The following is a 26,397-nucleotide window of genomic DNA, read 5'->3' on the forward strand; positions in this document are numbered from 1 at the left end:
TTGCCGCCCAAGGATTTGCCGCCCAAGGATTTACCGCCGGGGGGGGCCGCCACGAGACCGGCCCTGGCCGGATTTGGTCGCCTCGTCATCCGCCAGAAGCTGCGCGGCGATGGCGTCGTCGTCGCTCGCATAGGCAGGATCCGGCTTGAGATGCGACAGCAGGCCAAAGATCGCCGAGGCGGGAAGGTTGCGCGGTCTGACGAAGACGCGCCCGTCCCTCAGCATGACGAACTCGACCTGCTCCCCCGCCTGCAGATTCCAAGCTCGCCGAATCTCGATTGGCAGCGTCAGCTGCCCCTTTGAGGTGACGGTCGCATCAAAGGTAGCCATGCCCGATCCCTTCCATTGCGCCATATCCTTACATATAGCGGAAAGTAAGGAATCCTACAATTTCCCCATGACCTCCTGCCGGAAGCCATAGACCTCGCGCTTGCCGGCAAGCGCGACCAGCCTGACTTCGCGGCTCTGGCCGGGTTCGAAGCGCACGGCGGTGCCGGCGGGGATATCGAGACGAAACCCCCTCGCCTTCTCGCGCTCGAAGGCGAGCGCCGGGTTGGCCTCGTAGAAATGGTAGTGCGAGCCGATCTGGATCGGCCGGTCGCCGGTATTGGCGACGGTCAGCGTCAGGCTCTCGCGGCCCTCGTTCAGGATGAGATCGCCCGGCAACGTCGTGACCTCGCCCGGCTTCAGGCGCCCGGCCGAGCCGCGGATCGGCTCATGCACGGTGACGAGCTTGGTGCCGTCGGGAAAGGTCGCCTCGACCTGGACGTCGTGGATCAGCTCGGCGATGCCGTCCATGACCTGGTCGGCGGCGATGACATGGGCGCCGGCCTCCATCAGCTCGGCGACCGATCTGCCGTCGCGCGCGCCCTCGACCACGAAGTCGGTGATGAGCGCGACGGCTTCGGGATAGTTGAGCTTGACGCCGCGCTCCAGCCTTCGCCGCGCCACCATGGCAGCCATGGCGATGAGCAGCTTGTCCTTTTCGCGCGGCGTCAGATTCATGCCTTGGCCTTCTCTTCGTCTTCGTCGGTGTCGTCTTCCGAGGTCTCGGTCTCTTCGCCGTCCTCGTCGTCCTCTTCCTCGTCGCCTTCGTCTTCAGCCTCTTCCTCGTCTTCGTCGAGGTCGGCATATTCGTAAGCGAAGATGATCTCGCCGGTCGCCGGATCGAAGATGCTCGAGGACGAATCCTCAAAAGCTTCGATCAGCATTTCCGCATCTTCCGGGCCGTCGACGTCGAAGCGGCGGACGGCGTTTTCGCCCTCGCCACCGAGAGTCAGTTCCATCGCCCAGCCCCGAGCGCCGGTGTCGTAGATGCATTTCAGCCCATGGATCGCCAGCATGATGCTCTCCTCAAGTTGACCACGTGCGCGGCAGCGCACGCTTGGTCACATGCCGAAGCAGCATGACGAGGGCGCGACGGAGAGCCCCCGCGTCAGTGGAGAGCAGGCGGATGACGAGCAGGCCGGAGACGAGGCCCGCGCCGGCCTCGACGCCGGTGAAATCAGGGCTTTCGGCGAAGACCGCGCGGATATCGTCGAGCTGCGACAGATGGTCCGGCCCGGCGGCGATCACGGTCGCGGTGGCGCGGGCGCCGGCGCCAATGGCCGGGCGGGCGAGCTTGGCCTCGATGGCGCCATCGAGCCGCAGATCCTCGGCGAAGACGAGCCTGCCCTCGCGCCGGATGCGCCAGCGGTCGCGCAGGGCGCCGCGCGTCACCACCTCGCCCATGGCGCTGCGCCCGAAATAGACGGTTTCGCAGGCGACGAGCCGGGAATCGGCGGCGAGATCGATGGTCAGGTTGCGGGCCAGCCGCGCGCCCGAGAACAGGATGCTCTCCTGCGGCAGCCAGGCGAGGCTGGCACCGGCACCGACCGAAAGCGTCGTCTCGACGCGCGTATCCGCCCCCTGGCTGCGGTAGATCTTCTCGGCCGCCTGGCTGGTGATGACCGCCTCGGCGCCCGGCCCCACCACAGCCGCGACGCGCATCGCATCGCCGCCGGCCATGCCGCCGCCGGTATTGATCAACACCGCCTCGCAGGTCGCGTCGAAGGTGGTCGGGAAGCGGGCGCGGTAGCCACCGGACTCGGCCACTTCGAGCCGGCGCGTGACCTCGCCAACCTTGCCGAAGCGCAGCCGCACGCCACCATCGGCCCTGACATAGGCCGGCAGAAGCGGTTCGGCAGAGGCCGGAATGGGCGGCGCTAACATCTCGAGGCCTGAGCTAGGGGGCGCACCAATCTTCCGTGCGCCGCTTTGCCGGGCAAGGGGTTCGGCCGCAGCTACTGCCTAAATTTACGGCAGAGACCACCTGTGAGGGCGACGCTCAGTCGGCTTCGGCCAGGAACCGCTCGACCTCGTCGCGCGTCGGCGCACCGGCGCGGCCGCCGAAGCGCATGCATTTGATCGCGGCGGCAGCCGAGGCGAAGCGGATGGCCTCGCGCTCGCCCTGCCCTTCGGCCAGCGCAAGCGCGAAGGCGCCGTGCCAGACGTCGCCCGCGCCGAGCGTGTCCACGGTCTCGATGCTGAAGGCCGGGATATGCGCAACCACGCCGTTCTCGAGGAAGAGCACGCCTTCCTTGCCGAGCGTGACGGCGAGCCAGTTGGCGGCGCCCTGCGCGAGCTTCGCCAGCCCGACGCGCGGGTTCTCCTCGCCCGCGACCTCGCGCAGGGCCTGGGCGCTGAAGGCGACATGGCTTGCCGTCGCGAGGAGGTCGGGATGCGGCGGCCGGCGGTCGCCGTCGAGCACGCCGGGGACATTGGCAGCCCGCGCCAGTTTCAGCGCAGCGAGCGAGCCCTCGCCCCAGCGCGTATCGGCCAGCACGGCGCCAGCGCCGACCGGCAAAGTCGCGGGCAACCAGTCCGGTGCCTCGGGCACGGCGGGATCGGAATAGGATACGACCATGCGCTCGCCCGCAGCATCGACCAGGATGGCAGAGACCGGCGAGCGCAGGCCCTCGAAGCGGTGAGCGAAGCGGATATCGACAGCGTCCGCCTCAAGATCGGCGACGATCCGGTCCCCGGTCAGGTCATCGGAAAGCCGTGTCGCGATCCAGCTCTTGCCGCCGAGCCGCGCGATGGCAGCCGAGGCGTTGCCGGCGCAGCCGCCACCGCCGACGGAGAGATCGCGGGCACGATATTTCTCGCCGCGCGTGGGGAAATGCTCGACGCCGTAGACATAATCGAGCGTGGCGATGCCGAGGCAGAAGACGCCGGCCATGCCGCCTCAGGCGCCGAAGCGGTATTCGCTGACCTGCCGGTAGACCTCGCCAGGGCGCAGGATCGTCGAGGGGAAGTGCGGCAGGTTCGGCGAATCCGGCACGTGCTGCGGCTCCATCGCGATGCCGGCATTGGCGCCGTAGGGCGCGTCGTCGAGGCCCGGCACCGGCGTGTTGATGTTGCGGCCGTCATAGACCTGCAAGGCGGGCTCGGTGGTCCAGACCTGCATGGCCAGCCCGTTGCGCGGTGAGCGCAGCGTCGCGGCATGCGCGATCTCAAGCCCGGCGGCAGCGCTCGGCTCACTCCGGTCGCGGCGCAGGATGAAGTTGTTATCGTACCAGAACAGCGAGCCGTCCGGCTTCGCCAGGCGGACGGGGCGGGCTTTCCGGAAATCATAGGGCGTGCCGACGACGCTCGCGACCGTGCCGTCCGGGATCAGGTCGGTGTCGACAGGCGTTATCAGGTTGGCACGGATTTCGAGCTCGTGGTCGAGGATATCGACGCCGTCGTCGAGCTTGAAATAGGAGTGATGGGCGAGGTTGATGATGGTCGCCGCGTCAGTGGTGGCGCCGAGCTCGATCCGCAACGTCGCCGCGCCGACCAGGCTGTAGCGGCAGAAAACGTTGACCGTGCCGGGCAGCCCGGCATCGCCATCGGGCGAGACCAGGGCGAGCGTCACGCTCGCCTCGTCATGATGCACGAAGGTCCAGGGTCGCTTGCCGAAGCCGTTTCCGCCGCTGTGCAGGCTGTGCCGGCCGTCCTGGTTGAGCGGCATCTGGTAGGTCTTGCCGTCGAGCGTGAAGCGGCCGCCCGCGATGCGGTTGGCATAGCGGCCGGCCATCGCGCCGGCATGCGGCGAGTGGGCGGGATAATCCTCCAGCCGCGGGAAGCCGATGACGACGCGTTGCGTCCCGCCCGCATGCGGCACGACGAGATCGCGCACCACGGCGCCCCATTCGATGATCCGCGCCTGCGCACCCGCAGCCGAGCGCAAGGTCACCTCGTGGATCGGCGTTCCATCGGCGAGCGTGCCGAACAAGGTCTTGGTCAAGGCGGGTTCTCCGAAAAAGTCAGGGGCCGAAGCGGACGGCCTCGATGTCGGTGTGGAGGAAGTCGTTGCCTTTGTAGGCGAGCTTCAAGCCGGAGGTGCGAGCGGCGGCATAGGCAAAGCAGTCGCCCAGGTTGAGGCGCGCAGGATGGCCGGTGAGGTGATGATAGCGATCGGCGCAGGCATGGGCTTCGCGCCCCAGAGCGGCGTCGATCACGATCGAATCCACACCCACGGTATCGAGGAACTCCTCGACCGCCTCACGAGCCTGGACGATCGAGATTCGACGTAATTTCGCGAGGCGACAGGAGGCTTCGAAGATCGCAAGCGCCGTAGTGGACAATTCCGATGCATCGAACATGGCCAGTTTGATCTCGGCCGCCTCAGCCTCCTCGGCTATGGCGGCGATCAGAACAGATGCGTCGAGGAACATCAGAGGTCGCCGTATTCGCGGTCGAAGAATTCCTTGTGCGTCATGCCGTCATCGATGGTCGGATAGGCGGCCAGGCGTTCCCGAGCTTGTCTGAAAGCGGCTTCAATGCGCTCGCGGCGCTCGTCGAGCCGTTTCAACTCATTCTCGACGGCGACGCCGATAGCGCCCTGCAGGGACGTCTTCCGGCGCTTCGCCAACTCGCGGATCTGCCGGTCGATCTTCTCGTCCCGTACGAGGATTCCCATTGGAACCTCCATGATATCACCAAATGATATCATGGAGGCCGTCTTTCAACAAGCAGGCTGGCGCAATCCAGCGCCTCACCAAGCGCCGGTATTCGGCATGCTCGCCCAGGGCTCGGCCGCAGGCTTGGGATCGCCCTTCTGCAGGATCTCGATCGAGATGTTGTCGGGCGAGCGGACGAAGGCCATGTTGCCGTCGCGCGGCGGGCGGTTGATGGTGACGCCCGCCTTCATCAGCTTGTCGCAGGTGGCGTAGATATCGTCGACCTCATAGGCGAGGTGGCCGAAATTGCGGCCGCCGGTATAGGCCTCCGGATCCCAGTTATAGGTCAGTTCCAAGGTCGGGCGGCCGCGGGCGCCCTTGACGTCGGCGGCATCGTCCGAAGCCGCCAGGAAGACCAGCGTGAAGCGGCCCTTCTCGTTCTCGATCCGGCGGGTTTCGACGAGCCCGAACTTGTTCACATAGAAATCGAGCGCCTGGTCGAGATCGGTGACGCGCACCATGGTGTGGAGATAACGCATGCTCTTGGCTCCCCTGTCCGGCCGAGGCCGGGTTGATCTCACCCCGAAATCAGGCGAGAGGCTGTGCTTCTCTCACCTATAGGTGAGAGCATGATGTCGCCGGGAAACGGGTTCCCACTTTTCGACCTCATGCTCTAGAGGCGATCTGCGAGACGAGCCATGACGAAAACGCAAGGCGCCGAGACGACACGTCCCGACGCCGCCGAAATCTCCGGCATCAAGCAGCGCGCCGCCACGTTCTCGGTGCTGGCGACGCTCGTGCTGACGAGCGCCAAGGCGGTCGCGGCCGCGCTCTCCGGCTCGCTGGCCCTGCTGACCGACGCCCTGCAGGGGCTGATCGACATCGGCTCGACGATGTTCACCTGGTTTGCGGTGCGGGCAGCCGACAAGCCGGCCGACGAGGAGCATCACTACGGCCATGGCAAGGTCGAGGCGCTGGCCGCCCTGGTCGAGACCGCCATCCTGTTCGCGCTCGCCGGCGCCATCCTCTGGGAGGCGGTGAGCCGGCTCTGGAGCGGCGCACTCGCCCATGTCGCCGTGACGCCGATTGTGATCGGCGTGATCCTGTTCTCGATGGCGGTCGATGCTGCACGCTGGTGGTCGCTTCACAAGGTCGCCAAGCGCACCGGCAGCGAGGCGCTGGCAGCCGAGGCGACGCATTTCTCGACCGATTTCGTCGGTTCGGCCCTGGTGCTCGTCGGCCTGATCGGCGCCTGGGCCGGGTTCGAGCGGGCCGACACGATCGCGGCCTTCGCGATTGCCGCCTACATGGCCTATTCGGCCTACAAGATCGGCCGCCGCACGCTCGACACACTGCTCGACGCGGCGCCTGCCGGCTTGAGCGAGCGGCTGCGCGAGGTCGCCTCGGGCGTGCCCGGCGTCGTCGCCGTGGATTGGCTCAAGGTCCGGCCGACCGGTGGGCGGACCCATGGCGAGATGGGCATCCGCGTCTCCCGCACCTTGCCGCTGGAGCGCGTGGCCGCGATCAAGGACGCGCTCGTCACGGCGATACGGCAGGCCGAGCCCGGTGCCGAGATCACCATCGCCGCAAACCCGATCCAGGTCGACGACGAGACGGCGCTGGAGCGCGTGCTGCTGATCGCGCTCAAGCTCAAGATCCCGGTGCATCACGTCACCGTCCACATGATCGGCGAGCGGCTCTCGGTCAGCCTCGACATGGAGGTCGATGCCAAATTGCCGCTCGGCGAGGCGCATGAGATCGCGACGCGGCTGGAGGCGGCGATCCGGGCCGAATTCGGCGGCGAGACCGAGGTCGAGACCCATATCGAGCCGATGGAGACCGGTGCCCCGCACGGGCACAACGCCGCCTGGGAAACGGTCGAGGACATCGGCAAGGCGATCGCCAGCGAAGCGGCGCAACTGGGCGGGCCGATCCACGACGTGCACGACGTGCGCGTGCGCCAGACGGGCAACGGGCTCGTGGTGAACTACCATTGCCGCGTCGACCCCAAGCTCGACGTCGCCGCGGTGCACGCCGCCGTGGATGCGATCGAGCGGGCGGTCAGGGCGGCGCGGCCGCAGGTCTGCCGGCTGGTGAGCCATGCCGAACCGGCGCGGATGGCGGAGTCGTGATCCGCGAAAGGCCGATGGAGAAGCGGAAGACGAAGATACGGGAGTGCGCTTTATCCTCCCCGCGATGGTGTTAGTATCCCCCTACGCGGGGTTGCACTTCGAGCCCTCACATGGCTTACCAGAAAGGAGAGCGTTCTTTCTGCTTCTTGCTAGCAACTGGTGCCGGCCAACAAGATTATATGACCTAACGGCACTAAAACTAAGTTTGCAAGACCTGTCCAATGGGAGCGGCCGATGTCCTGGGTTGAGCGCTTGGCGTGTCCGATTTGCCAACATGATTTGCGGAGCGTCGGCGAAGATCGCGTCAGATGCTCAAGTTGCGGCGTGTCTTACCCGGTGCTCCACGACACGCCGATATTGGTGGCAAATGTGAAGTTCGACCGCCGGGACGGGAGCCCCAACCCCGCAACCATCGACGCCTTGGTCAAAAACATCATCTTTGACGAAACCAAGCGAGAAGAGCTAACCGAGTGCTATAGAAGCACATTCACGTTCGACAATAAGATTATCCAGACCGAGGCCGATCAATTTCTCAACAGGCTGCGCAGCGACGGATTGGTGATACCGGAGCCGTGGCCCAAAACTGACGCCGAAGAGCGCACCGTAACGGCCGCAATCGACAACAAGAATGCACGAGCAAACCTGGAGCTGCTCTGCCCGCCGGCCGCCGTTCGGCCCGGCGAGCTTTTCTCTACGACCGTGAAACTTCGCAATGTCGGAGAAACGTCGATTTCATCGACGGGAGACCTGCCGTTCCATCTCTCCTATAGCTGGGCCGACGTAGAGACGGATCAGCTGCGAACGAAACTGCTTATCGACCTCCCACCGGGGCGGCAGATTTCGATGCCGGTCGTGGTGAAGGCCCCTGCCGTTCAAGGAATCCTGCGGCTCTCGCTCCTGCCGGTCATAGAGGGGGTTCGATGGGCGACCGAGGCGAGCGCCTCCTGCGTCGTCGACGTCAACGCGAACGCCGCAGGGACGTTGAGCACGGGCTGGCCCGTCTCTTCCGAAGTCGTCGACTACATGGGCGATCACTTCAACGCAGTGGCGAGGCTCAAGGCCTGGCTCGCCAAGCGGACCTGGACCAGCCCGCCAAGGATCCTTGAGATTGGCGGCAATTTTCATCCGATGATGCGGTATATGGACAATGTGGAGGCCTATAACCTCGACATAGACCCTTTCGGCTTGATGACTGCATCGATCCATCAAAACAGCGGCGGCCAGAAGATTCACAACGTTGTCGCGGACGGAAACATGCTGCCGTTCCACGATAATTTCTTCGATGCGATTGTGATGTTCGCGACGCTGCACCATTTTCCGGAGCCGCAGGACTTTCTCGGCTCGATCAAGCCAAAGCTTAAGGCGGATGGCTTTCTAGGTCTATTCTGTGAGCCGGTGGGCCATATATTCTACCCCGATATCCCACATGGCTACCTGGAAGAAATCAAGCGAGGCGTCTACGAGCAGAGCTTCATGCCCTGGGAGTATCGGAGCTTTCTGCATCAGGAAGGTTTTCGCGTCTGCGACGCAGCCATCGAATATGGCTCGCTGAAGCTGATCGCGATGAAGTCGTGAGCGCAGTTCCGGTCGCCCCGAGCTCAGCCTGTCCGAGCGCGCCGCGGCAATCGTGCGTGAGGTCTCCATGGCGCGCCGGATTGCCAATGCCCTGAGCTGGACGGCAAGCCTATATGCCCTGATCGGTGCGGGCCTTTTGGCATGCGGCATCGGCTTCTACCTCCTGATCGCGGCTGGGCGCGCGCTGCTGGAGATCATCCGCAAGGAGCGGACGGCGCCCGTGCCATGAGGCAGCCCGAGGCGACGACGGCCTCCGATAAGCAAGCGGGCTGGCGCTGAGCCAATAGCGCCAGCTCTCCCGGAGCCGGGACGCCCGCAAGGGTTTCCAGCGGCAGGACTATCGGGCTACAGACGAAGCTCTTTAGTAAACTCCGCAAGGTCATCCATGCGCGCCGAAGATGCTCCCTTGATCCGCCTCGAGGATTACCGCCCCTCCGACTGGCTGATCGATACGGTCGATCTCGACATCGCGCTCGACGAGCGCGAGACGCGTGTGCGCAGCCTGCTGGGCCTGCGCCCCAACCCCGGCGGGCAAGCGGGAGCGCCGCTGGTGCTCGACGGCGATGAGCTGACGCTGGCGAACGTGAAGCTCGACGGCGTGGCCTTAGGCGCGGGAGCCTACAGCGTGACGCCGCAAGGGCTCATCATCCACGCGCCGCCGCAGCGCGGCTTCACCCTCACCGTCGAGACGGTGGTGAACCCCTCGGCCAACACCAAGCTGATGGGCCTCTACCGCTCGTCCAACGCCTATTGCACGCAATGCGAGGCGGACGGCTTCCGGCGCATCACCTATTTCCTCGACCGGCCCGACGTGATGTCGGTCTACACGGTCAGGCTGGAGGCCAGGAAGGCCGAGGCGCCCGTGCTGCTCTCGAACGGCAACCGGGTCGCGACCGGCGACGTGATCGGCAGCGACCGGCATTTCGCCGTCTGGCACGATCCGCATCCCAAGCCGGCCTATCTCTTCGCGCTGGTCGGCGGGGCGCTCGACCATGTCCGCGAGGATTACGTCACGGCCGAGGGCAACAAGGTCGAGCTCGCAGTCTATGTCGAGCCCGGCAAGGCGGGCCGCGCCGGCTGGGCGCTGGATTCGCTGGTGCGCTGCATGCGCTGGGACGAGCGCGTCTTCGGCCGCAACTACGATCTCGACGTGTTCAACGTCGTCGCCGTGTCCGACTTCAACATGGGTGCGATGGAGAACAAGGGCCTCAACATCTTCAACGACAAGTACGTGCTCGCCGATCCGCAGACGGCGACCGATGGCGATTATGCCTCGATCGAGGCGATCATCGCCCACGAATACTTCCACAACTGGACCGGCAACCGCATCACCTGCCGCGACTGGTTTCAGCTCTGCCTGAAGGAGGGCCTCACCGTCTTCCGCGACCAGGAATTCTCCTCCGACGAGCGCTCGCGCCCGGTGAAGCGCATCGCCGACGTGCGCACGTTGCGGGCGACGCAGTTCAGCGAGGATGCCGGCCCCCTCGCCCACCCGGTCAGGCCGCGCGCCTACAAGGAAATCAACAACTTCTACACGCCGACGGTCTATGAGAAGGGCGCGGAGGTCATCCGCATGCTCAAGGTGCTGATCGGCGCGGACGCCTTCAAGCGCGGCATGGACCTCTATTTCGAGCGCTGCGACGGGACAGCCGCGACGATCGAGGAATTCCTGGCCTGCTTCGCCGAAAGCTCCGGCCAGGACCTCAGCCATTTCGCCCGCTGGTACGAGCAGGCGGGCACGCCGACCATCACGGCGTCGGGCCGCTACGACGCGGCGGCGCAGACCTATACGCTCGACCTCGCCCAAAGCACGCCGCCGACGCCGGGCCAGCCGGAGAAGCTGCCGGTGGTGCTGCCGGTTGCGCTCGGCCTCGTCGGCAAGGGCGGCGACCTGCCGCTCCATACCGGCTCGAACGCCTATGCCGGCAATGGCGTGATCGTGCTCGACCGGCCCTCGCTCTCGGTCACCTTCAGCGACGTCGCCGAGCCACCGATCCCCTCGCTGCTGCGCGGCTTCTCCGCGCCGGCGCGGCTGGAGCTCGATCTCGGCGATGCCGACCTGCTCAAGCTGTTCTCGACCGACAGCGATTCCTTCAACCGCTGGCAGGCGCTGCAGAGCGTGGCCACGCGGGCGCTGGTCGAGACCGGCAGCGGCGCCTCCAACCGGGTCTGGCTCATGGGCAAGGCGCGCGAGCTTGCGGCGGCGCTCGACCTCTTCCTGCGCGAGCAGGCGGCGGCCGATCCGGCCTTCGCGGCGCAGGTGCTGCGTCTGCCGGCGCCGGCCGACATCGCCCGCGAAATCGGCAGGGATGTCGATCCCGAGCGGATTCACGCGGCCCACCGCTCCCTCTCCGCCGAGATCGGCAACGCGCTGGCGGCGCGCCTCGCCACGCTGCGCGAGGCCCTGGCCGAGAGCGGCCCCTATGCGCCTGATGCCTCGGCCGCCGGCCAGCGCGCCCTGCGCAACGAGGCGCTCGGCCTGATCGCGATCGGCGATCCCGACATCGGCGCGCGGCTGGCGCAGCTGCAATTCGCCGGCGCGGACAACCTGACCGACCGGCTGGCGGCACTCGCCGCGATGACGCTGATCCCCGGCGCGGCACGCGAGGAGCTGATCGCGCGCTTCGCCGAGCGCTATGCCAGCGAGCCGCTGGTGCTCGACAAATGGCTGATGGCGCAGGCGCTGATCGCCGAGCCCGGCACGCTCGACCGGGTCAAGGAGCTGATGCGCCACCCGGCCTTCTCGCTCGGCAACCCCAACCGCGTGCGGGCGCTGATCGGCGGCTTCGCGGCGAACCTGACCCAGTTCAACCGCGCCGACGGAGCCGGCTATAGCTTCGTCGCCGATATCGTCATCGCGCTCGACCGGACCAACCCGCAAGTCGCCTCGCGCCTGCTCGGCTCGTTCCGGGCCTGGCGGATGCTGGAGCCCGGCCGCCGGGCGCTGGCGCAGAGCGCGCTGGCCATGGTCTCGAACATGCCAAACCTCTCGCGCGACGTGGCCGATATCGCCGAGCGGGCGCTGGCCTGAGCAGGCGGCCGCCATCGCCATCGCGAGCGCTTTTCAGCCCCATTCGTAAACGCGCCGGGGCCCCTTCCCCAGGTCGTTAACGAATTATTACCCGCACAAGATTCATTGTCGCAATTCATGCAACCTGGGGGCGAATTCTGGGGTCTTGATTCAACTCAAGGCTAGACAAACCGATTCGCTCGGATTCAACTGCTTGTGATTCGAGGGGATGCGGCACGTCTCCCGATCTTACTGACGGTACTGATTTCCGAAGGGGGACGGGCATGGCGCGTGCCAACGCAGCCGGCGCATCATTGCGCGCTGGTACGATTCTGGGTGTCGCACGATCGCTGACGCATCCGCTGTACCAGCGGTACGCGCGGTTCGAGCCGACATTCCGGAAGGTCATCCCAGCGCTCGTCATCGGATTTCTCGCCATCTTCACGGCCGGTGCCATGATGCAGAGCTCGGCCATGCGCGACGACGCGCTCTCCGACGCGGCCGGCGACCTCGACCTCGTTTCCGCCCTGGTCGCCCGCGAACTCGACAATGCGGCGCGCACCGAGGCCAATCCCGCCGCCATCCTTGCCGCTCTCTCCTCCCGCCACCTCGCCGCGCATGGCCGCATCGTCCATGTCAGCGACGCCAGCGGCCAGGTCATCGCCAGCGAGCCGGTGATCGGCCAGACCCAGCGCACGCTGGTCGACTTCCTCGGCCAGACCCAGCCGCTCACCGTGTTCGGCGACCGCGCCGGCGTCATGAAGATCACCCTGCCGGGCGGTCTCGAAGTCTTCGCCACCGTGCGCAACCTCGCAGCCCCGCTCGGCCAGGTCGCCGTGATGCAGCCCGTCTCGCGCGCGCTCTCGCTCTGGCAGGAGCGCCGCCGGGCGCTGATGGTGCTGTTCGCCTCGGGCGGCCTCGTGCTCATCGCCACCACCATCGCCTTCATGATGCAGTCGATGCGGGCGCGCGCCGCCGACGACGATTGCGACTGCGTGCGCGAGCGCATCGACACCGCCCTGAACCGCGGCCATTGCGGCCTGTGGGATTGGGACCTGGCGCGCGGGCGCATCTACTGGTCGGATTCGATGTACGCCATGCTCGGCTATGACCGCGCCGGCGACTTCATGTCCTTCGGCGAGGTCAACGCCTTCATCCACCCGGCCGATGCCGACCTCTACGCGCTGGCCGATGCGATCAGCCGCGGCGAGGCCGACCATCTCGACCAGGAGTTCCGGGTGCGCGACGCGCAGGGCAACTGGATCTGGCTCAAGGCCCGCGCCGAGTTGGTGACCGACCGGCGCACCCATGCGCAGCACCTCGTCGGCATCGCCGTCGACATCTCCGAGCAGCGCCGCATGGCCGAGCGCACCGCAACCGCCGATGCCCGCCTGCGCGACGCGGTCGAGGCGATCTCGGAGGCCTTCGTGCTCTGGGACGCCGATAACAAGCTCGTGCTCTGCAACGCCAAGTACCAGCAGCTGCACCAGTTGCCGACCGATGCGGTGCGTCAGGGCGCCGGCCATGACGAAATCATGCAGCTCAGCGCCCAGCCCAATATCGACCGCGAGCCGACCCGCAACTCGCGCGGCGAGCCCGGCTCCTCGTCCTACGAGGCCCGCCTCTCCGATGGCCGCTGGCTCCAGATCAACGGCCGCCGCACCAAGGATGGCGGCTCGGTCTCGGTCGGCACCGACATCACCACGCTGAAGCAGCAGGAAGAGCGGCTGACCCAGTCCGAACATGAGCTGCTGCTGCACGTCACCGACCTCAAGGCCTCGCGCCAGAAGCTCGAGGCACAGGCCCAACAACTCGCCGACCTCGCCGAGCGCTATCTCGAGCAGAAGGCCGCGGCCGAGAGCGCCAACCGCGCCAAGTCGGAATTCCTCGCCAATATGAGCCACGAGCTGCGCACGCCGCTCAACGCCATCATCGGCTTCTCCGAGATGATGCAGAACCAGCTCTTCGGCGAGCTCGGCGAGCGCTATCTCGACTATATCGCCGATATCCGCGCCAGCGGCGGCAACCTGCTCAGCGTCATCGACGACATCCTCGACATGTCCAGGCTGGAATCCGGCAAGCGCCGGCTGGAGACCGAGGAGGTCTCGCTCGACCTCGTCGTCGCCGAGGCGGTGCGTGAGATGCGGGAGGAGATCGAGCGCAAGCAGCTTTCGCTCAGCGTCGAGGGCGCCCGGGACCTGCGCCTCGTCGCCGACCCGCACGCGCTCTACCAGATCCTCGGCAACCTCATCGACAACGCCGTCAAGTTCACCCCGACGGGCGGGCGCATCGCGATCCGCACGCGGCAGGTGCCGGACGCGCTCAACGTCTATGTCGAGGATACCGGCATCGGCATCCCCAAGGAGAAGATCGAGCGCATCGGTCGGCCGTTCGAGCAGGTCGAGGGCGACCTCATCCGCAGCCATGGCGGCTCGGGCCTCGGCCTCGCCATCGCCCGCTCGCTGACTGAGCTGCATGGCGGCTCGCTGCGCCTGCGCTCGACCTCGGGCGCCGGCACGATCGTGATGGTCCACCTGCCGATCAATGGCGGCGCCGGGCGGATCGCCCAGGCGGCGTGAGCGTCAGCCCGGCCGGGCGCTGCCGAGCACGCGCTTGAAGATGGCGCGAACCGCGGCGCGGGTCTCGTCGAGTTCGGCCCGCAGCACCTTGGCATCGGGCCGCCCGACCGCCGTCGCGATGCGCCGCAGCACCCGCTCCGGCACGGTGTTCAAGTCGAAATCCTCCTCGACCGTGAAACGCTGCCAGAGCTGGACGTCGCCGATCAGGCGATGCGCCTCGCCAAGCGCCGAGGCATCTCCCGCGGAGAGCAGGCCGGCCCCGCGCGCCGCGGCGAAGACGGACGCGGTATCGCGCACCAGCAGCTCAGGGCAATCGCCGGCATAGGCCAGGATCAGGAACTGGGCGAGGAAGTCGAGATCCGTCAGCCCGCCGGCGGCGAGCTTCAGGTCCCAGGGATCGTCTTCGCCCTTCTCCTTGGCGATCAGCGCGCGCATCTGGGAGACGGCAGCGGCGACCTTGGCCGGATTGCGCTTGCGCGCGAGGATGGCGCGGATCGCGGCCTCGGCCCTGCCAGCCAGAGCGGCATCGCCGGCGACGACGCGGGCGCGGGTCAGCGCCATCTCCTCCCAGATCTCGGCCTCGCCGGAATGATAGGCCTCGAAGCCCTTGAACTGGGTCGCGACCGGGCTCTTGTTGCCGGAGGGGCGCAGGCGCATGTCGACCTGGTAGAGCGTGCCGCGCCGCGTCGGCACGGTCAGCGCCGCCACGAGCCGCTGGGTGAAGCGGACATGCCAGGTTACGGGATCGAGCGCCTTGCGGCCATTGCTCGCCTCGGCATCGTCCGGGCGGTCGTAGAGCAGGATCAGGTCGAGATCGGAGGACGGGGTCAGCTCGCCTGCGCCGAGGCGGCCGAGCCCGAGCACCGCGATCTCCGCGCCCTCGACGATGCCGTGATCGGCGGCGAAGGCCGCCTTGGTGTCCTCAAAGGCGACGCGCAGGCAGGCTTCCGCCACGGCGCAATAGGCCTGCCCCGCTTGCTGTGCCGGGTAGACGCCCGAGAGCAGCCGCGCGCCGACCAGAAAATTCTCCTGCCGCGCGGCGTCGCGCAGCCGGTCGAGCCCGTCCTCGACGCTGGGCGGCGTTCCGACCGCAGAACGGACGCGGCGCGCCACCGCCTCGGCATCGAGCGCGGATGAGGTGAAGGCCGGGTCGATGACGCCGTCGAGCACATGCGGATAGAGCGCCGCGACCTTGGCGAGGCGCGGCGCGCTGCCGAGGATCTCGGCGAAGAGCGTCAGCAGCGAGCCATGCGAGCGCAGCAGCGTCAGCAGTTCGACCGCCGCCGGCATGCGCACGAAGGCGTTGTCGAGATGGGCGAGCGCGCCGTCGGGATCGGCCGTGCGGCCAAGCGCGACGAGCAAGGCCGGGGTCAGCTCAGTCAGGACCTCGCGGGCGCGCGAGCTGGTGACGGCGGCGCGACGGCCGAAATGCCAGCCGCGCACCGTCTCGGCAGCCGCCTTGGGATCGCGGAAGCCGAGCTTCCTCAAGGTCTCCAGCGTATCGGGATCGACCTCGGTGCCGGTGAAGCTGAGCGTGCCGGCCTCGCTCGCCAGGCTCGGGCCCTCCTCGAACAGCAGGGCGTAATGGCCCTCGACCCGCCTGGCATGGAAGGTCAGCGCCTTGCCGAACGCGGCCGTCGAGGGATAGCCGCAGAAGCGGGAGAAGGCTTCGAGATCGTCCTTCTGCGCCGGCAAGGTCTGCGTCTGCTCATCGGCGCGCATCTGCAGGCGATGCTCGATGGTGCGCAGGAAGCGGTAGGATTCTCCCAGCTCGTCGCGCGCCTTGTCGTTGATCCAGCCCTCGCGGGTCAGCTCGGCCAGCATGTCCAGCGTGCGCGGCCCACGCAAAGCCGGGCGCCGGCCGCCGAAGACGAGTTGCTGCGTCTGCACGAAGAACTCGATCTCGCGGATGCCGCCGCGGCCGAGCTTCACGTTATGGCCGGCGACCGCGATCGTCTCGTGGCCCTTCACCGTCTGGATCTGGCGCTTCATCGCGTGGATGTCGGCGATCGCGGCGAAGTCGAAATACTTGCGCCAGATGAAGGGGGCGAGATCGGCGATGAAGCGGCGGCCGAGATCGAGATCGCCCGCCACCGGCCGCGCCTTGATCATGGCGGCGCGCTCCCAGTTCTGGCCGACCGTCTCGTAGTAGGAATAGGCCGAGGGCAGCGCGACCGCGACATGGGTCGAGGCGGGATCGGGCCGCAGGCGCAGGTCGACGCGGAAGACGTAGCCGTCCGGCGTGCGCTCCTGGATGATGCGGGCGACCTGCTGGGTGAGCTTGACGAAGAAGCTCGACGGCTCGGCGACGCCGGCCGCCTCCGCAGCCTCGGGGTCGAAGAAGACGACGATGTCGATGTCGGAGGAATAGTTCAGCTCGCCGGCGCCATGCTTGCCGAGCGCGAGCACGACGAGGCCCGAACCAAGGCCGGGATTCTCGGGATCAGCGAGCGTGATGCGGCCGAGGTCGGCGGCCTGGCGCAGGGCGTGATCGGCGGCGAGGCGCACCGCCATGTCGGCCGTTGCGGTCAGCGCCGCCGTGACGGTCTCGACATCCCAGACACCGCCGATATCGGCGAGCGCGATCAGCAGCGCCATCGCCTGGCGGAAGCGCCTGAGCGCGCGCATCAAGTCGGGCGTCTCGCAGCCCGCCCCGCCCTGCGCCGCCACCTCGGCGAGCAGCGCATCGCGGCGCTCTTCCGGCCGCATGGTCAGCGCGGCGAGCAGGCCCGCCGGGTCGAAGCGCATGACCTGGGTCAGGAAGGGCGAATGCGCCAGAATGCCGGCGACCAGCGCGGCCGAATTCGGGTTGGCGGCGAAATGCGCGGTCAGAGCCTTGGCCGCATCCTCGTCGTGGAGCCGCTCGATCAGATCGCGCTGGAGCAGCGCCTCGGCCCTGGCCCGGGCAGGCAGGACGGGCGCCAATGTCAGTCGCTCGCAAAGCTGCCCGCTCATCGCTCCTCCAGCCGCTCAGGCTGTCTGGAGGCCAGCAGGGTTCGGCTGCGCTGTCGAGGGCGGAGGCGGCTCGTCCGCCATTGTTTCCACAGGCTTAGGCGGTGCCGCAGGGAGAAGCATGACGACGCGCAGGCCCGGCTCGTTATCCTCCAGCCTGAGCTGGCCGCCATGCAGCCTGACCACCCCGGCCGCCAATGAGAGGCCGAGGCCGAAGCCCGGCTTGGTCCGGCTCTGGTCGAGCCTGACGAAACGCTCGAGCACCCGGCCGCGGTCGGCTTCGGGAATGCCGGCGCCATGATCGGCAACCGAGAGCGCGATCTGGCCATCGACGCGCTCGGCCGCGATGCGCACCAGCGGCCGCGCCTCGCCGGTGGGCTGGCCGTATTTCAGGGCGTTGTCGATCAGGTTGGCGAGCGCCTGGCCGATCAGCTCGCGATTGCCCGATAGCCGCAGCTCGGGCTCGACCTGGCTTTCGATCGAGAGCCCGGCCTCCTCGGCCAGCGGCTCGTAGAGCTCGGCCATGCCGGAGACGATCTCGGAGAGGTCGAGCTCGGCCATGCTCTCGTTGATCCGGCCGGTCTCCAGCCTGGCGATCATCAGGAGCGCGTTGAAGACGCGGATCAGGTTGTCGGCCTCGTCGATCGAGGCGTCGAGCGCGGCGCGCAGCTCGTCCGGCGTACCAGCCGTGCGCAACGCCTCCTCGGCGCGGTTGCGCAGACGCGTCAGCGGCGTCTTGAGGTCATGGGCGATGTTGTCCGAGACCTCCTGCATGCCGGCCATCAACTCGCCGATGCGGTCGAGCATCGCGTTCAGGTTGAGCGCGAGGCGGTCGAGCTCGTCGCCGGTGCCGGCAATGGCGAGGCGGCCCTTGAGGTCGCCCTCCATGATCGAATGCGCTGTTTCGGTCATGTCGTCGATGCGCTTGAGCACGCGCCTGGCCACGAACCAGCTGGCGAAGCAGCCGAGCACGAAGACCAGCAGCAGCGACCAACCGGCCGCGCGCCGGATCACCACGCCGAGCCGCTCGCGCTCCTCGACATCGCGGCCGACCAGCAGCCGGAACCCGGCCGGCAGCATGAAGACGCGGACGATGGCGCGGCTCGGCTGGTCGAGCGAGTCGCCGCTGCGGGCATATTCGATCTCGCTCTCGCCCGGCTGGTCGAGCGCGCCGGGCTGGAGCGCCTCGACATTGCCGACCAAGCGCTCGCCGAGCGGCGTCGTCACCAGATAGAGCGAGGCGCCGGGCCCGCGCGAGCGCCGCTCGATAATGCTGACGAGGCGCCTGATGCCGCCGACGCGCTGCTGCTCGGCCAGGCCCCGGATCTCAGCATCGATGGTCGAGCGGATCTGGTCGTCGAGCAGGTTCCTGGCGTTCCAGGCGACATAGCCGAGCACGAACCCGGCGAAGAGCGTGAAGATGACGAGGTAGACCGCCGTCAGCTTGAAGGCCGTCGTGCGGAACAGGTTGGGGAGCAGGCGCTGCTTCTTGCGCGGCGCCGGCGGCGTTTTCAAAGGGGCACTATCAGCGGGCCGTGTCACGGACCATGTATCCCGCACCGCGAATGGTATGGATCATCGGATGCTCGAAGCCCTTGTCGACCTTCGAGCGCAGCCGCGAGACATGAACGTCGATGACGTTGGTCTGCGGGTCGAAATGATAGTCCCAGACGTTCTCCAGCAGCATGGTGCGCGTCACCACCTGGCCGGCATGCTTCATCAAGTATTCGAGCAGGCGGAACTCGCGCGGCTGCAGCACGATCTCGCCATCGCCGCGCGTGACGCGGTGGGCGAGACGGTCGAGCACGAGGTCGCCGACGCGGTAGGTCGTGGGCTCGGAGGCCGGCGCGGCGCGGCGCCGCGCCAGCACCTCGACGCGGGCGAGGAGCTCCGAGAAGGCGTAGGGCTTGGGCAAATAGTCGTCGCCGCCGGCGCGCAGGCCCTTCACGCGGTCGTCGACCTGCGCCAAGGCGGAGAGGATGAGGGCCGGCGTCGCATCGTTCTGCTCGCGCAGCGAGCGGATCAGCGAGAGCCCGTCGAGCCGGGGCAGCATGCGGTCGACGACCAGCACGTCGTAGCCGCCGCCCTCGGCCATGGCGTAGCCCTGCAGGCCGTCGGCAGCATGGTCGGCGACATGGCCGACCTCGCGAAAGGCCTTGACCAGGTAGGCAGCCGCCTCGGCGTCGTCTTCAACAATCAGGAGTCGCATGATCCGACACTACCTCAGCAAACAGAAAAACGGCAGGCCGGATGGAAACCATCCGGCCTGCCGCGTGAAGCTGGCTTCCCTGGCGGGGGCGACAGGATACCGGGAAACCCGCCCACATCCTTCAGGCCATCGCTTACGCCGGCTGCTTGCCGACCTCGAAGCTGATCACCTGTTCCTTGCCGCTGCGCCAGACCGTCAGGTTGGTCTTGGTGCCCGGCGCGAAGCCGGCGATCTTGCGCGACAGGTCGCGGGCGTCGGTGATCTTCTCACCGTTGACGGCCAGGATCGTGTCGCCGCGCTTGATGCCCGCCTTCGACGCCGGACCGTTGGCCTCGGCCGAGGCGACGAGCGCGCCATGGGCGTCCTTCAGGCCGATCGCGTCGGCGACCTCGCTGGTCACAGGCTGGATCTGCACGCCGATGAAGCCGCGGGCGACCGAACCGTCCTTCTTGAGCTGGTCGATGACGTTCGAGACCGTCGCCGCCGGAATGGCGAAGGCGATGCCGACATTGCCACCGGACGGCGAGTAGATCGCGGTGTTGACGCCGATGACCTGGCCCTGCTGGTTGAAGGTCGGGCCGCCCGAGTTGCCGCGGTTCACCGCCGCGTCGATCTGCAGGAAGTCGTCATAGGGGCCGGAGCCGATATCGCGACCCTGGGCCGAGACGATGCCGGCCGTGACCGTGCCGCCGAGGCCGAACGGGTTGCCGACCGCCAGCACCCAGTCGCCGATGCGCGGCTTGGCCTGGGAGAGCTGGACGAACGGGAAGCTGCCGGGCTCCGTGACCTTGAGCAGGGCGAGGTCGGTGCGCGGATCGGTGCCGATCACCTTGGCGGCGAGCGTCTTGCCGTCATCGGTGACGAGCTGGACCTCGATCGCGTCCTTGACGACGTGGTTGTTGGTCACGACATAGCCGTCCTGGCTGATGAAGAAGCCGGAGCCCTGGGCGAGCTGAATGCGCGGCTGCTGCTGGCGCTGCTGGCCCTGCTGACCCTGAGCCTGACCTTCCTCGCCGAAGCGACGGAAGAAGCGCTCGAGCGGGTGGCCGGGGGGCAGGCCTTCGACGCCGCTGCTGGCATCGCCGTCATCGTTGGCCGCGGCGACGCGGGACTTGACGCGGACCGAGACGACGGCGGGCTTCACGTTGTCGACGACGTCGGCGAAGGACGGAACCTGGTTCTGGACGCCGGAAAGCTGGATCGGCTGGGCGACGGCGCTGCGGCTCGCCAGCAGCGTGACGTCGGTGAGGCCAGCGGCGAGACCGATGCCGACGACGGCCGCGCCGGCCATCAGGGCCCCGCGCTTCAGGACGGACCTCTTGGGGGAATTGGTGGTGGTCATGGGACTAACCTCTGCAAATGGAGCAGGGCCTTCCCTGCCGCCTTGAAGAGGACAATGAGCCCCCGCGCCTTACCCGGTTTTCGCCCCCAGATGACGTTTTTGTAAGGTTGGCGGCCGGTACATCCAGCGTTCAGACGCGCGCCAGGCATCCTTTCGCGGGCAGCCTTATCCGGCGCGCTCGTCCTGCATCAGCGCATCCACGCGCTTGCGCTCCTCGTCCGAAAGCGGCGAGGCCGCGGCCGGAACCACCAGCCGGCGACTGCGCCGCCAGAGATATGCGAGGCCAAGCGCCAGAATCAGGAAGGGCGCAGCCCAAAGCAGCAACGTGCGGATATTGAAGGGCGGGCTCAGCAGCACGAAGTCGCCATAGCGCGCCACCACGAAATCGCGCACCGCCGCGTCGCTGTCGCCGGCGACGAGCCGCTCGCGCACGAGGATGCGCAGGTCGCGGGCGAGCGGCGCATCGGAATCGTCGATCGACTGGTTCTGGCAGACGAGGCAGCGCAGCCCGCCGGATATCTCGCGGGCCCGGTGCTCCAGCGCGACGTTGGGCAGGATTTCGTCCGGCTGCACCGCGCGCAGCGGCTCGGCCGAGAACAGGCTCAGCAGCAGCAGGGCGAACAGGCGGCGCATCGCCCTCATTCCGCCGGCTGCACGATGGCGGCGCGCGGCTGGGCGCGGCGCGGCGCCGCCAACCGGAAGCGCCGATCGGTCAGCGACAGGCCGCCGCCGAAGGCCATCACGACGGCGCCGAGCCAGACCAGCAGGATCAGCGGCTTGTCGTAGAAGCGCACGGCGATGCCGCCATCGGCCTGCGCCTCGCCCAGCGCGACATAGGCCTGGCTCAGGCCGTCGGTGTGGATGCCGGCCTCGGTGGTCGGCATGGCGCGGGCGGTGTAGACGCGCTTGGAGGCCTCGATGGGGGCCAGCACGCGGTCGCCGGCGGCTAGCTTGAAGCGCGCCACGTCGGCCCGGAAATTCGGGCCGGTGCGCGGCGTGATCGAGTCGAGCGTGATGGTGTAGCGGCCGCTGCTCAGGCTCTCGCCCTGCTTGAGCACGCCGATCGCCTCAGAGCTCCAGGCCGAGGCGGCGATGCCGATCACGGTGAGGCCGACGCCGGCATGGGCGAAGGCGGTTCCCCAGGCCGAGCGCGGCAGGCCGATGGCGCGCGAGAACATGGCCTGGACGCCGCTGGCGCGGCCGACGACGCGCTCGCCGATGTCGAAGAGCGCGCTCGCCACAAGGAACACTCCGAGCCCGACGCCGAGCGGCGCCAGCACCGGCCCACCGCGCGAAAAGGCGATCAGGGCCAGTGCGACGAGGATTGCCAGGATGAAAGCGGCGAGCACGCGTTGCGCCGCGCCAAGCAGGTCGCCGCGCTTCCAGGCCAGCGTCTGGCCGAGCGGCAGGACGAGCAGCAGCGGCACCAGCACCGGCACGAAGGTGGCGTTGAAAAAGGGCGGGCCGACCGAGATCTTGTCGCCGGTGATCATCTCCAGCACCAGCGGGTAGAGCGTGCCGATGAAGACGGTGGCGCAGGCCGTGGCGATGAAGAGATTGTTGACGACGAGCGCGCTCTCCCGCGAGACCGGCGCGAACAGTCCGCCCTGCCGCAGCAGCGGCGCGCGCCAGGCGAACAGCGCCAGCGAGCCGCCGACGAAGAAGACGAGGATGCCGAGGATGAAGAGCCCGCGCTGCGGGTCGCTGGCGAAGGAATGCACCGAGGTCAGCACGCCGGAGCGGACGATGAAGGTGCCGAGCAGCGAGAGCGAGAAGGTCAGGATCGCCAGCAGGATCGTCCAGACCTTGAGCGCGTCGCGCTTCTCCATGACCACGGTCGAATGGATCAGCGCCGTGCCGGCGAGCCAGGGCATCAGCGAGGCGTTCTCGACCGGGTCCCAGAACCACCAGCCGCCCCAGCCGAGCTCGTAATAGGCCCAGTACGAGCCCATCGCGATGCCGAGCGTCAGGAAGACCCAGGCGAGCAGGGTCCAGGGCCGGACGGCGCGAGCCCAGACCGCGTCGATGCGCCCGTCGATCAGCGCCGCGACGGCGAAGGCATAGGTGATGGAGAAGCCGACATAGCCGACATAGAGCAGCGGCGGGTGGATCGCGAGGCCGAGGTCCTGAAGGATCGGGTTCAGGTCCTGGCCGTCAGCGGGCGCCGGATCGAGCCGGGCGAAGGGGTTGGAGGTCAGCAGCACGAAGGCGAGGAAGGCGACGGTGACGAGGCCTTGCGCCGCGAGCGTGCCGGCGCGCAGCCGCATCGGCAGGGAATTGCGCGAGAGTGCGACCAGGGCCCCGAACAGGGTCAGGATCAGCACCCAGAGCAGCATGGAGCCTTCGTGATTGCCCCAGACAGACGTGATTTTGTAGATCAGAGGCTGGGTCGAATGCGAATTGGCGACGACGGTCTCGACCGAGAAATCGGAGCGGACATAAGCCGAGACCAGCGCCGCGAAGGACAAGGCCACCAGCAGAAAGCAGGTGATCGCGGCGGCAGGGCCGACGGAGGCGAGCGCGGTGTCCTGCCGCGAGACGCCCCAGAGCGGCACGAGCGCCTGCACGACGGCGACCCCGAGCGCGAGCGCAAGCGCGAAATGTCCGATCTCGACGATCATCACTGCCCCGGCTTCTGTACGCCGGGCTGCCAATGGCCCTGCTTCTTCAATGCGTCCGCGACCTCGCGCGGCATATAGGTCTCGTCATGCTTGGCGAGGACGGAATCGGCCCGGAAGCGCCCGGCCCCTTCGAACACACCTTCGGTCACCACGCCCTGCCCCTCGCGGAACAGGTCGGGTAGCAGGCCCTCGTAGCCGACGCGGACGGTGTTCTTGCCGTCGGTGACGGCGAAGCTGACGCGCTGGCCAGGCCCGCGCTCGACCGAGCCGGCCTCGACCAACCCGCCCAGCCGCATGCGCGTGCCGGGCTGCAGGCCCTTCTCGGCGATCTCGGTCGGGCCGTAGAAGAAGACGATCGTGTCGCGCATGGCGAAGAGGACGAGGCCGGCGGCGACAAACAGGACTGCGCCGGCCGCCGCGATCAGCATCAGGCGGCGCTGCTTGCGGTTCATCCGGCGCGGCGGTGGGGCGGGACGCGCGGGCGAGACGGCCGTCATGGCTGCGGCTCCCGCAGGTTGAGTTCGCCGGCGAGCGCATCGAGCTGCGCCACCGCCTCGGCATCCTGCCCCAATCTCTGCCGCGCCGTCGCTATCGCCTCGATCGCCGCCGGGCGATTGCCGAGCACGAGTTGCGAGCGGATCAGCCGGGTCCATTCCGGCAAGGTGCCGCCGCCCTGCTTCAGGCGCTCGGCCAGGCCATCGACCATGCCGCGAATGGCGGCCTGCTGGTCGGCGGCCGGAAGCGAGGCGATGGTGGAGCCGGCCGTGCTGCCGGGAGCGAGGCTCTCGAGGCGCTGCTGCACCATGCCGGTCCAGCCGGCATCGGGCGGCGCGTCGGCCAGAAGCGCGCGCAAGGCGGCGACGGCAGCGTCATTGTCGCCGTCCTGCTCCTTGGCGACGGCGAGGAAGAAGCGGGCGCGTGGGTTCTTGGCATCGAGCGCCACGGCTTCGCTGAAAGCCTGGAGCGCCTCGCCGGTAACGACGCCGCCGGCCGCGAACGTGCGCGCCTCGCCCAGGCCGGCCAGCCTGTCGGCGCTGGTGCCATCATGCCGGATCGCGGCGGCAAAGGCGCGCGCGGCATCGTCGAAGCGGCCTTGGCGCAGGTAGACCGGCGCAATCACGGCCCAGCCGCGCCCGTCGCTCGGATTGGCGGCGAGATGAGTCTCGATGCGCGCGAGCGCCAGCTCGAAATCCTGTTGCGAGGGAACCGATTGCAGTCGGGCCGAGAGCGGCTGGTCGGGATGGCTCGGCGAACCCAGCGCGCCATAGAGCAGCAGCGCCAGCAGCGGCACGCAGGAGAGCGCCAGCGCCGAGGCGGCGCGGCGACGGCGCAGGGCCGGCTCGCTCTCGCCAGCGAGCTCAGGCTCGCCTTCGGCGGTACGGAGCAACCGGCGCGCAGCTTCCGCCCGCGCCGCATCGGCCTCGACCGCGCCAAGCAGGCCGCGGCCGAGGTCGCGATCGATCTCGCCGAGCTGGGCGCGATAGAGGCTCTTGGCGTCGGCCGTATCGGCGAACGCGTCCGGGCTTCTCCGGCCGAGGGGCCAGAGCAAGGCGAAAACCGCCGCCCCGGTCATGGCCGCGAAGATGATCCAGATCAGCATGGCCCGTTCATAGCCAATCGCTCGTTCCGCATCATGTCCGGTGATGGCGACAAAGGGTCACGTACCCCGGCTCAAACGGCGGGCAGGACGAGCCGCGCCCGCAAGCCGCCGAGCGGCGCCCTCTCCAGCGACAGCTCGCCGCCATAGAGCTTGGCGAGATCGACGACGATGGAGAGCCCGAGGCCCGAACCCGGCGTCGCCTCGTCGAGTCGCCGGCCGCGCTTCAGCACATCGGCGAGCGCCTCGGAGGGCAGCCCCGGCCCGTCATCGTCGATGAGCAGCGCGAGCCGGTCGTTCCCTGCTTCGTCCGCCGGCGCGAGACTGACTTCGACCGTCGAGTCGGCCCATTTGAAGGCGTTGTCGAGCAGGTTGCCGAGCATCTCCTCGAGATCCTGCTTCTCGCCGCGAAACTTCACTCCGGCCGGCACATCGTGCGAGCCGGTGATACCCTTGCCCTGCGAAATCTTGGCGAAGGTCCGGATCAGCGCATCGAGCGAGGGCGCGATCTCGGTGACGCCGCCGAGCGCACCCGACAGCGCCGCCGCGCGGGCGCGGTCGAGATAGTACTGCACTTGGTCGCGCATCACCGCGGCCTGGGTCCGCACGGTCTGCGGCAAATGCGTGTCCTCGGCCTCGGCCTCGTTGAGCATGACGCTGAGCGGCGTCTTCAGGGCATGGGCGAGATTGCCGACCTGGGTGCGCGCGCGCTCCAGAATCTCGCGATTGGTGTCGATGAGCTGGTTGAGCTCGCCGGCCAATGGGGCGAGGTCCGGCGGGTACTTGCCGACGATATGGGTCGATTCGCCCGTGCGCACCGTGCCGACTGCGCCACGCAGCCTGACCAATGGACGCAAACCGAAGCGGACCTGGACGATGGTCGAGACGACCAGCGCCAAGCCCAGCGCCAGGAAGGTCATCGTCAGGGTCAGCCGGAAATTGCGGATATCGTCGTCGATCTCGTCGGCGGGCGCTGCGACCGCTACGGTGAAGCGGCCGTCCTCGCCGACATCGATCTCGCGCTCGAGGATGCGCAATTCGCGGTCATCGGGGCCGGAGACATAGCTCTCGCGCAGGCCGCGCGCGTTCGGAACGAGCTGCTGGTCGAGCAGCTTGGGCAATTGCCCGCCGACCAGCGAGCGCGAGGTCCGCATCACCGGCTTGTCGCCGTCGAGCCGGACGATCTGCCAGTACCAGCCGGAGAGCGGCAGGTCGAAGCGCGGCTCGCCGAGATCGCCGATCGACTGGCGCTCGGTCTCGGGCGGCGCGGCGAGGTCGGCGACCAGTTCCTTGATGTAGACGCTCAGGCGCTCGTCGAAGCCGCGCTCGGCCGAGCGCCTGTAGAAGGTGGTCAGGCCAATGCCGGCCAGCGCCAGCACCAGCGCGCAGCAGATCGCCGCCGACAGGAAGAGCCGCGCTCCGAGCGAGTAGCGGTGCGGCGAGAATGGCATCGGA

23 protein-coding genes are annotated in these 26,397 nt (G+C 68.0%); 5 read left to right on the plus strand and 18 right to left on the minus strand.

Annotated features, from left to right (window positions below):
* Window positions 1–30 precede the first annotated feature (30 nt).
* The 9 genes from DWF00_RS06260 to DWF00_RS06300 form a co-directional block, all read right to left on the minus strand.
* A complete protein-coding gene (locus tag DWF00_RS06260; RefSeq protein WP_114830575.1) occupies window positions 31–354 on the minus strand; it encodes an AbrB/MazE/SpoVT family DNA-binding domain-containing protein in 324 nt (107 codons plus the stop codon).
* Window positions 355–384: 30 nt separating this feature from the next.
* Window positions 385–1,005: an urease subunit gamma gene (locus DWF00_RS06265; RefSeq protein WP_114830576.1), complete on the minus strand. Its 621-nt coding sequence runs from the start codon at window positions 1,003–1,005 to the stop codon at window positions 385–387.
* Window positions 1,002–1,343, minus strand: a complete 342-nt coding sequence (locus tag DWF00_RS06270) for a hypothetical protein (RefSeq protein WP_114830577.1) — start codon at window positions 1,341–1,343, stop codon at window positions 1,002–1,004. Before DWF00_RS06270 ends, DWF00_RS06265 begins: the two co-directional genes overlap by 4 nt.
* A 10-nt stretch (window positions 1,344–1,353) precedes the next feature.
* Window positions 1,354–2,211: an urease accessory protein UreD gene (locus tag DWF00_RS06275; protein WP_114830578.1), complete on the minus strand. Its 858-nt coding sequence runs from the start codon at window positions 2,209–2,211 to the stop codon at window positions 1,354–1,356.
* A gap of 115 nt (window positions 2,212–2,326) precedes the next feature.
* Entirely contained in the window at window positions 2,327–3,220 is an 894-nt protein-coding gene (locus tag DWF00_RS06280; RefSeq protein WP_114830579.1) for a PfkB family carbohydrate kinase, read from the minus strand.
* 6 nt (window positions 3,221–3,226) lie between these two features.
* Entirely contained in the window at window positions 3,227–4,270 is a 1,044-nt protein-coding gene (locus DWF00_RS06285) for an aldose epimerase family protein (protein ID WP_114830580.1), read from the minus strand.
* A gap of 19 nt (window positions 4,271–4,289) precedes the next feature.
* Window positions 4,290–4,700: a type II toxin-antitoxin system VapC family toxin gene (locus tag DWF00_RS06290; RefSeq protein ID WP_114830581.1), complete on the minus strand. Its 411-nt coding sequence runs from the start codon at window positions 4,698–4,700 to the stop codon at window positions 4,290–4,292.
* A complete protein-coding gene (locus DWF00_RS06295) occupies window positions 4,700–4,945 on the minus strand; it encodes a type II toxin-antitoxin system VapB family antitoxin (RefSeq protein ID WP_181832754.1) in 246 nt (81 codons plus the stop codon). The genes DWF00_RS06290 and DWF00_RS06295 overlap by 1 nt, the downstream gene beginning before the upstream one ends.
* 75 nt (window positions 4,946–5,020) lie before the next feature.
* The gene (locus DWF00_RS06300; protein WP_114830583.1) at window positions 5,021–5,464 is read right to left on the minus strand and encodes a VOC family protein; all 444 of its coding nucleotides are present in this window, start codon (window positions 5,462–5,464) and stop codon (window positions 5,021–5,023) included.
* 159 nt (window positions 5,465–5,623) lie between these two features.
* On the opposite strand from DWF00_RS06300, the gene DWF00_RS06305 reads away from it, so the two are divergent.
* The 5 genes from DWF00_RS06305 to DWF00_RS06320 all read left to right on the plus strand — a co-directional run bounded on the left by DWF00_RS06305 (window position 5,624) and on the right by DWF00_RS06320 (window position 14,221).
* Entirely contained in the window at window positions 5,624–7,057 is a 1,434-nt protein-coding gene (locus DWF00_RS06305) for a cation diffusion facilitator family transporter (RefSeq protein WP_114830584.1), read from the plus strand.
* Between the two features lie 234 nt (window positions 7,058–7,291).
* Complete coding sequence (locus DWF00_RS06310; protein ID WP_114830585.1) at window positions 7,292–8,632, plus strand: class I SAM-dependent methyltransferase; 1,341 nt, start codon at window positions 7,292–7,294, stop codon at window positions 8,630–8,632.
* A gap of 67 nt (window positions 8,633–8,699) precedes the next feature.
* On the plus strand, window positions 8,700–8,861 hold the full coding sequence (locus tag DWF00_RS29345; RefSeq protein ID WP_181832755.1) for a hypothetical protein: 162 nt from the start codon (window positions 8,700–8,702) through the stop codon (window positions 8,859–8,861).
* Between the two features lie 156 nt (window positions 8,862–9,017).
* Complete coding sequence (pepN, locus tag DWF00_RS06315) at window positions 9,018–11,663, plus strand: aminopeptidase N (RefSeq protein WP_114830586.1); 2,646 nt, start codon at window positions 9,018–9,020, stop codon at window positions 11,661–11,663.
* Between the two features lie 434 nt (window positions 11,664–12,097).
* The gene (locus DWF00_RS06320) at window positions 12,098–14,221 is read left to right on the plus strand and encodes a PAS domain-containing sensor histidine kinase (protein WP_245973765.1); all 2,124 of its coding nucleotides are present in this window, start codon (window positions 12,098–12,100) and stop codon (window positions 14,219–14,221) included.
* A gap of 3 nt (window positions 14,222–14,224) precedes the next feature.
* On the opposite strand, the gene DWF00_RS06325 is transcribed toward DWF00_RS06320, so the two are convergent.
* From DWF00_RS06325 to DWF00_RS06365, 9 genes are all read right to left on the minus strand, one after another.
* Window positions 14,225–17,176 carry a bifunctional [glutamine synthetase] adenylyltransferase/[glutamine synthetase]-adenylyl-L-tyrosine phosphorylase gene (locus DWF00_RS06325; protein WP_114830588.1) on the minus strand — a complete coding sequence of 984 codons (2,952 nt, stop codon included), beginning with the start codon at window positions 17,174–17,176 and terminating at the stop codon, window positions 14,225–14,227.
* A gap of 15 nt (window positions 17,177–17,191) precedes the next feature.
* Window positions 17,192–18,688: a HAMP domain-containing sensor histidine kinase gene (locus DWF00_RS06330; protein ID WP_114830589.1), complete on the minus strand. Its 1,497-nt coding sequence runs from the start codon at window positions 18,686–18,688 to the stop codon at window positions 17,192–17,194.
* Between the two features lie 10 nt (window positions 18,689–18,698).
* The gene (locus tag DWF00_RS06335; RefSeq protein WP_114830590.1) at window positions 18,699–19,382 is read right to left on the minus strand and encodes a response regulator transcription factor; all 684 of its coding nucleotides are present in this window, start codon (window positions 19,380–19,382) and stop codon (window positions 18,699–18,701) included.
* A gap of 133 nt (window positions 19,383–19,515) precedes the next feature.
* Window positions 19,516–20,724, minus strand: a complete 1,209-nt coding sequence (locus tag DWF00_RS06340) for a S1C family serine protease (protein WP_114830591.1) — start codon at window positions 20,722–20,724, stop codon at window positions 19,516–19,518.
* A gap of 165 nt (window positions 20,725–20,889) precedes the next feature.
* Window positions 20,890–21,357, minus strand: a complete 468-nt coding sequence (locus tag DWF00_RS06345) for a cytochrome c-type biogenesis protein (protein ID WP_114830592.1) — start codon at window positions 21,355–21,357, stop codon at window positions 20,890–20,892.
* A gap of 5 nt (window positions 21,358–21,362) precedes the next feature.
* Window positions 21,363–23,345, minus strand: a complete 1,983-nt coding sequence (locus DWF00_RS06350) for a heme lyase CcmF/NrfE family subunit (RefSeq protein WP_114830593.1) — start codon at window positions 23,343–23,345, stop codon at window positions 21,363–21,365.
* Window positions 23,345–23,797 carry a cytochrome c maturation protein CcmE gene (gene ccmE / locus DWF00_RS06355; protein WP_114830714.1) on the minus strand — a complete coding sequence of 151 codons (453 nt, stop codon included), beginning with the start codon at window positions 23,795–23,797 and terminating at the stop codon, window positions 23,345–23,347. The genes DWF00_RS06350 and ccmE overlap by 1 nt, the downstream gene beginning before the upstream one ends.
* Before the next feature lie 41 nt (window positions 23,798–23,838).
* Complete coding sequence (gene ccmI, locus DWF00_RS06360) at window positions 23,839–24,945, minus strand: c-type cytochrome biogenesis protein CcmI (protein ID WP_114830594.1); 1,107 nt, start codon at window positions 24,943–24,945, stop codon at window positions 23,839–23,841.
* Between the two features lie 71 nt (window positions 24,946–25,016).
* Entirely contained in the window at window positions 25,017–26,393 is a 1,377-nt protein-coding gene (locus DWF00_RS06365) for an ATP-binding protein (protein ID WP_114830595.1), read from the minus strand.
* Window positions 26,394–26,397: the final 4 nt, after the last annotated feature.

The sequence above is a fragment of the Allobosea caraganae genome (assembly GCF_003351345.1).
Lineage (GTDB): Bacteria > Pseudomonadota > Alphaproteobacteria > Rhizobiales > Beijerinckiaceae > Allobosea > Allobosea caraganae.

Coding starts and splice junctions, on each gene's coding strand:
- DWF00_RS06260 (WP_114830575.1), bottom strand. CDS start 354: ATGGCGCAATGGAAGGGATCGGGCATGGCTACCTTTGATGCGACCGTC.
- DWF00_RS06265 (WP_114830576.1), bottom strand. CDS start 1,005: ATGAATCTGACGCCGCGCGAAAAGGACAAGCTGCTCATCGCCATGGCT.
- DWF00_RS06270 (WP_114830577.1), bottom strand. CDS start 1,343: ATGCTGGCGATCCATGGGCTGAAATGCATCTACGACACCGGCGCTCGG.
- DWF00_RS06275 (WP_114830578.1), bottom strand. CDS start 2,211: ATGTTAGCGCCGCCCATTCCGGCCTCTGCCGAACCGCTTCTGCCGGCC.
- DWF00_RS06280 (WP_114830579.1), bottom strand. CDS start 3,220: ATGGCCGGCGTCTTCTGCCTCGGCATCGCCACGCTCGATTATGTCTAC.
- DWF00_RS06290 (WP_114830581.1), bottom strand. CDS start 4,700: ATGTTCCTCGACGCATCTGTTCTGATCGCCGCCATAGCCGAGGAGGCT.
- DWF00_RS06295 (WP_181832754.1), bottom strand. CDS start 4,945: ATGGGAATCCTCGTACGGGACGAGAAGATCGACCGGCAGATCCGCGAG.
- DWF00_RS06300 (WP_114830583.1), bottom strand. CDS start 5,464: ATGCGTTATCTCCACACCATGGTGCGCGTCACCGATCTCGACCAGGCG.
- DWF00_RS06305 (WP_114830584.1), top strand. CDS start 5,624: ATGACGAAAACGCAAGGCGCCGAGACGACACGTCCCGACGCCGCCGAA.
- DWF00_RS06310 (WP_114830585.1), top strand. CDS start 7,292: ATGTCCTGGGTTGAGCGCTTGGCGTGTCCGATTTGCCAACATGATTTG.
- DWF00_RS29345 (WP_181832755.1), top strand. CDS start 8,700: ATGGCGCGCCGGATTGCCAATGCCCTGAGCTGGACGGCAAGCCTATAT.
- pepN (WP_114830586.1), top strand. CDS start 9,018: ATGCGCGCCGAAGATGCTCCCTTGATCCGCCTCGAGGATTACCGCCCC.
- DWF00_RS06320 (WP_245973765.1), top strand. CDS start 12,098: ATGATGCAGAGCTCGGCCATGCGCGACGACGCGCTCTCCGACGCGGCC.
- DWF00_RS06325 (WP_114830588.1), bottom strand. CDS start 17,176: ATGAGCGGGCAGCTTTGCGAGCGACTGACATTGGCGCCCGTCCTGCCT.
- DWF00_RS06335 (WP_114830590.1), bottom strand. CDS start 19,382: ATGCGACTCCTGATTGTTGAAGACGACGCCGAGGCGGCTGCCTACCTG.
- DWF00_RS06340 (WP_114830591.1), bottom strand. CDS start 20,724: ATGACCACCACCAATTCCCCCAAGAGGTCCGTCCTGAAGCGCGGGGCC.
- DWF00_RS06345 (WP_114830592.1), bottom strand. CDS start 21,357: ATGCGCCGCCTGTTCGCCCTGCTGCTGCTGAGCCTGTTCTCGGCCGAG.
- DWF00_RS06350 (WP_114830593.1), bottom strand. CDS start 23,345: ATGATCGTCGAGATCGGACATTTCGCGCTTGCGCTCGCGCTCGGGGTC.
- ccmE (WP_114830714.1), bottom strand. CDS start 23,797: ATGAACCGCAAGCAGCGCCGCCTGATGCTGATCGCGGCGGCCGGCGCA.
- ccmI (WP_114830594.1), bottom strand. CDS start 24,945: ATGCTGATCTGGATCATCTTCGCGGCCATGACCGGGGCGGCGGTTTTC.
- DWF00_RS06365 (WP_114830595.1), bottom strand. CDS start 26,393: ATGCCATTCTCGCCGCACCGCTACTCGCTCGGAGCGCGGCTCTTCCTG.